This is a genomic window from Microcoleus sp. SVA1B4, assembly GCF_036700545.1.
Classification (GTDB): Bacteria; Cyanobacteriota; Cyanobacteriia; order Cyanobacteriales; family Microcoleaceae; genus Microcoleus.
In genome coordinates this window covers 1-4,922 of sequence record NZ_JAUBPB010000131.1, presented here as the reverse complement: position 1 = coordinate 4,922, position 4,922 = coordinate 1, and the positions used below count along the sequence as shown (strand labels likewise).

Sequence of the window (4,922 nt, the reverse complement as noted above, 5' to 3'; positions counted from 1 at the left end):
GAGTTGGAGTTTCCGCAGGCGTCGGCGTCGGAGTTCCCGTGGGAGTTGGAGTTTCCGCAGGCGTCGGCGTCGGAGTTCCCGTGGGAGTTGGAGTTTCCGCAGGCGTCGGCGTCGGAGTTGGAGTTGTATCTACAATAGTCAAAACAGCACTAGAAATTGCTCCTAAATCTGCTTTGTTAGTGGGATTGTTCAGAGTTAAATTAACAGTTTCATTCTCTTCTATCTCTGAATCATCCACAATTGGAATCGTGAAAGTTTGAGTAGTTTCGCCAATGCCAAAATTTAATGTTCCCGATTTCTGGTTATAGTCACTACCAGCATTAGCAGTGCCATTACTTGTACTGTAACTGACAGCAGCAGCCACATTAGCATCAGTGCGAGTAACGGTAATTGTGGCAAATTGACCGTTTTCATTAACGCTGTAGTTGGCGTTGCTGAAATTAAATGTGCCTGGATTGGTGAGGTTGATAATGAACGATTGGGTATCAGAAGTATCGAGTCCTTCGTTATCTCTACCGCCATTATCTCTCAGGTTTAGAGTTATATTAGCACTGCCGATCGCCCCCGGCATCGGTGTAAAGGTTAGCGTCCCCACCGAGTCGATCGCAGGTTGTACACTAAACAAAGCAGCATTATCATTCCCTACCACTTGAAAAGCCACAGTTTGTCCTGATTCGTTAGGGCCTGGAGAAATCGCAGTCGCCCATCCGGGGATGGTTTGTGGCCCCGAATTGCTGCTGAGAGTGCGATCGACCCCTTTGACAAACGAAGGTGGATCGTTGACTGGATTAACTGCGATCGAACTTGTTAAACTATTAGTGCTAAACGGCGTTGTTCCACCAGTAACTGAAGCATTGACGCCGGCAGTACCGTTACCCACTCCGTTACTTCCATCCCACGCCTGAAAAGTAATTGTTGGTTTGCTTCCAGCGGTACTGTAATAGTCTTGGTTGGGTACAAACCGAACTTTCGCAGGCGTTTGCAGGGAAACCCGCGTCAGGTTGATGTTAGCTTGCGCCGAGGTAGTGCCGTCACCGAGGAATAGAAAATTAGGAGTTTCGTAAGGATCTATCTGGTCGCTAAATCCTGAATAATCGCGCAGCGGGCCGGTTAGTATGATAGCGCTGCCATCGGAAAGAAAGTATTTGTTACCTTGAACTCTGAGAGTGTAGTTAGTAGCAATATTGGTGTTATAAGCAACATTCTCTGCTGCAACAAATAAGCCGTTTGTTTGTCCGCCTGGGTTGGGAGTAATGCCGTCGCCTTGTGCGAAGATATTGCCAGAGTTTTCAGATAGCCGCTGGAAACCGATTTCAATGGCTTTGCGATCGCTAGTAACGGCAACAATGCTAAAACCTGCCCGATCTTGATTAGTGCGGGATTCCGAGATAATTTGGAGATTAAAAGACAAGCTAAAGCCTGTAGTGCGATCGAGCGGTGGAAATGACGGATTTAAAGAATTTTTTGTATAGCCAGCATAAATTCTATTGTCCGCACTGCTGTTTAAATTAACTCCATTACCGCTAAAAAATTCTGAAGCTGTAGCGGTAGGAGAAGCAAAATTTGAGTTAGTCAAAGACAGCCAATTTTGAGAACTGGGAGTGTTACCAAGTAAGCCATTATAAAGAGGAGTCGGACCGAGCACTGTTGCTGAAGTTTCCGACACTGCACCGAAATTTGTCCAAGTATTGCCATCTGTTGAAAATTGCCAGTTACCGTTAGTATTGTCTGCAGCGGTGACTGCGACACCCAAAGGATCGCCATTAGCGTCACTTCCTAACTCGCTAGTGAGGTTAAAAATACTAAAGCCTGTGTTATCGGCGCTGGGTATATCTTCATTAATTGCGATCGGCGGATTAACATTAGGAGTTGCCAAATTGGGAGCAATGTTAACCGATCGGTTGCGGAGACTGTTAATATAAATACTGTTAATTCCGCCGTTGGGCAAACCCAAGGTGCCGGGACTATCTATAGTATAACTAGCAGTTCTGTTGATGCCGCCAATAGCGCTGGAAAACTCAACATTACCCCCGTTGGGTGGTGCTAAAATTTGCACCTTAGCCTCACTCCCAAAGGCTCCGTGTGTTCCTGTTCCTGGACTCCTCCAGGCGAGGGAATCAACAGAAGTAATTCCCGCACTGCTAGTATCTACCCAAACAATATCTGAGGCTGCAAAATCCCCACCAAAAGCGTTAGTTCCGACTAAGATATTATTGAGATAAGTACCGCCAGCAGCGTTATTTATCAGCAATTGAATGTTCCAATCAGCATCATTTCCGTCGGCAACGGGGTTGTAGTTAATATCATCAGTAGGAATGACACCTGAACCGCCGATCGCAATTATGGTTCCTGCCTTGAATACAGGAGCAATACTCGCCATGTTCCTGAACTGATAAGCAGAATTTTTCTGTGCTGTTGCACCAATTGAGTCGCCTACAAAATAGCTCTGAAGCTGAGTTGCGCTTACATCTTCCGTCAACAGCAGTTCCACATACTCATTCCCCTGGAATTGCCCGTCCCGCCGGAATTCGTTAATAATTATCTGTCCCATCTAGATGCACCTAAATTTGAGATGATTATGTATTAGCTGCCAACTACTATCAATTTTTTTACATTTAATTTTTATTTACGTAAATACACTGTCAGTAGTTTCTCCGTAAAGTGGCTTTTTTAAGTCATTTTTATTACTAAAATAATACCGGGAGTGCAGAGCAGTGTCAAGCAAAAGCTTGGAGTATTGTCGATCGCACTCCCGGACGCAAAAAGTGATTTGATACACTGCTCATAGTGGCAAGCTACGCGCTGTGCACCCTACATAATTAACTAAGGTGCGTACTCCGCACCTTAGTTAATTAATTTGTGCTTACCCGAAGATGGTAAAATCATTCAGACCGATCGCACTAGCTTGCACTCCATTCAAAGCAGCCAACAGTTGACCGTTCTCACCAATCCTGATGAAAGCTGCATTAGCGTTTTGGGTAATACTAAGTTGACCAAAAGTTAGACCACCCGCTAACACCAACAAATCTTCACCTTTTGTGAAATCAGTAATTAGATCGCTGCCTTCACCTGCTGTTAAAACAAAGCGATCGCGCCCAATGCCGCCGTTGAGAATATCATTTCCCAAACCCCCAATCAGACAATCGTCACCTTTGCCGCCGTAGAGAGTATCGTTGCCCTCATCGCCGCACAGTTTATCGGAACCGCCGTTGCCAAACATCAGATCGTTGCCAGCAGCGCCGCACAGGGAATCTGCCTCGCCGTTAAAGTCGATCGCACTGTCTCCGAAAATAGTATCGTCCCCATCGTCGCCACAAATGCTATCACTGCCGCGATCGCCCAACAGCCGATCGTTGCCAGTACCCCCCACCACAACATCATTGCCCTTGCCGCCGTAAACAGTATCATTGCCCTCGCCGCCGCTTAGAGTATCCGCAGCATCTCCCCCGTTCAAGAAGTCGTTACCCGCACCGCCAAACAGCAAATCGCGTCCAGTCGAGTCAGGGTTAAACGGGTCAAAACTGCCTCCAAACAAGCAGTCGTTACCCTGAGCCCCAACGAGAGTGTCATTGCCTTTGTCGCCCCAAATCAAGTCATCGTCTTTGCCGCCGATCGCCACATCATCGCCCTTACCCCCGAAAATGCGATCGTCGCCGCCGGCCCCGTTGAGGTAATCATTGCCACTGCCGCCAAACAGCAAGTCTTTGTCTGCATTCGGGCCAAGGGGGATATTGGTGGGCAGTGCCCCGTAAATATTGTCGTTGCCTTTTTCGCCCAGCAGAACGTCGTCGCCGTTGAAACCGCTGATAACGTCGTTGAGATTGCTGCCGATGAGGAAGTCGTCGCCGTCAGTGCCATTGAAAGTGCGATCGACAGAATTCGGGCCCGGAATCGAACCGATCGCGGGTAGGGTAATCTGTTCGCAAATGCAATCGGTATCGCCCCCTTGAACGCTGTCAGAGTCAACAGGAATTCCGGTGGGAGTCGGAGTGCCGGTGGGAGTCGGAATTCCGGTTGGGGTTGGAGTTTCCGTGGGAGTCGGAGTTTCCGTGGGAGTCGGAGTTCCGGTTGGAGTCGGAGTTCCGATGGGAGTTGGAGTTCCGGTTGGAGTCGGAGTTCCGGTTGGAGTCGGAGTTCCCGTTGGAGTCGGAGTTCCCGTTGGAGTCGGAGTTTCCGTGGGATTTGGAGTTTCCGTGGGAGTCGGAGTTCCCGTGGGGGTTGGAGTTTCCGTGGGAGTCGGAGTTCCCGTGGGAGTGGGAGTTTCCGTGGGAGTCGGAGTTGGAGTTCCGGTTGGGGTTGGAGTTTCCGTGGGAGTCGGAGTTGGAGTTCCGGTTGGGGTTGGAGTTTCCGTGGGAGTCGGAGTTCCGGTTGGAGTCGGAGTTTCCGTGGGAGTCGGAGTTCCGGTTGGAGTCGGAGTCGGAGTTCCCGTGGGAGTTGGAGTGTCCGTGGGGGTTGGAGTTCCCGTGGGAGTGGGAGTTTCCGTGGGAGTCGGAGTTGGAGTTCCGGTTGGGGTTGGAGTTTCCGTGGGAGTCGGAGTTGGAGTTCCGGTTGGGGTTGGAGTTTCCGTGGGAGTCGGAGTTCCGGTTGGAGTCGGAGTCGGAGTTCCCGTGGGAGTCGGAGTTGTCGGCGTTGGACTTGTCGGCGTTGGACTTGTCGGCGTTGGACTTGTCGGCGTTGGACTTGTCGGCGTTGGACTTGTCGGCGTTGGACTTGTCGGAGTCGGACTTGTCGGCGTTGGACTTGTCGGAGTCGGACTTGTCGGAGTCGGACTTGTCGGCGTTGGAGTTGTCGGAGTTGGAGTTGTCGGAGTTGGAGTTGTCGGAGTTGGAGTTGTCGGAGTCGGACTTGTCGGAGTCGGACTTGTCGGAGTCGGACTTGTCGGAGTCGGACTTGTCGGAGTCGGACTTGTCGGAGTCGGACTT

Annotated in this window: 2 protein-coding genes and 1 pseudogene; 1 reads left to right on the top strand and 2 read right to left on the bottom strand. The window is 50.0% G+C overall.

All coding sequences use genetic code 11. From position 1 onward, the window contains the following. Together QT987_RS29310 and QT987_RS29305 are read right to left on the bottom strand one after the other, a co-directional pair. Positions 1 to 2,551 (bottom strand): choice-of-anchor Y domain-containing protein (locus QT987_RS29310; RefSeq protein WP_333246970.1); only part of this gene is annotated, 2,551 nt, incomplete at its 3' end. A gap of 312 nt (positions 2,552 to 2,863) precedes the next feature. Then, positions 2,864 to 4,633 (bottom strand): annotated as a pseudogene (locus tag QT987_RS29305) (calcium-binding protein); the annotation flags it as partial. Here QT987_RS29305 and QT987_RS30080 point away from each other — a divergent pair. Then, a partial coding sequence (locus QT987_RS30080; RefSeq protein ID WP_445305020.1) for a pentapeptide repeat-containing protein occupies positions 4,537 to 4,922 on the top strand: 386 nt, incomplete at its 3' end. The pseudogene QT987_RS29305 and the gene QT987_RS30080 sit on opposite strands and share 97 nt — an antisense overlap.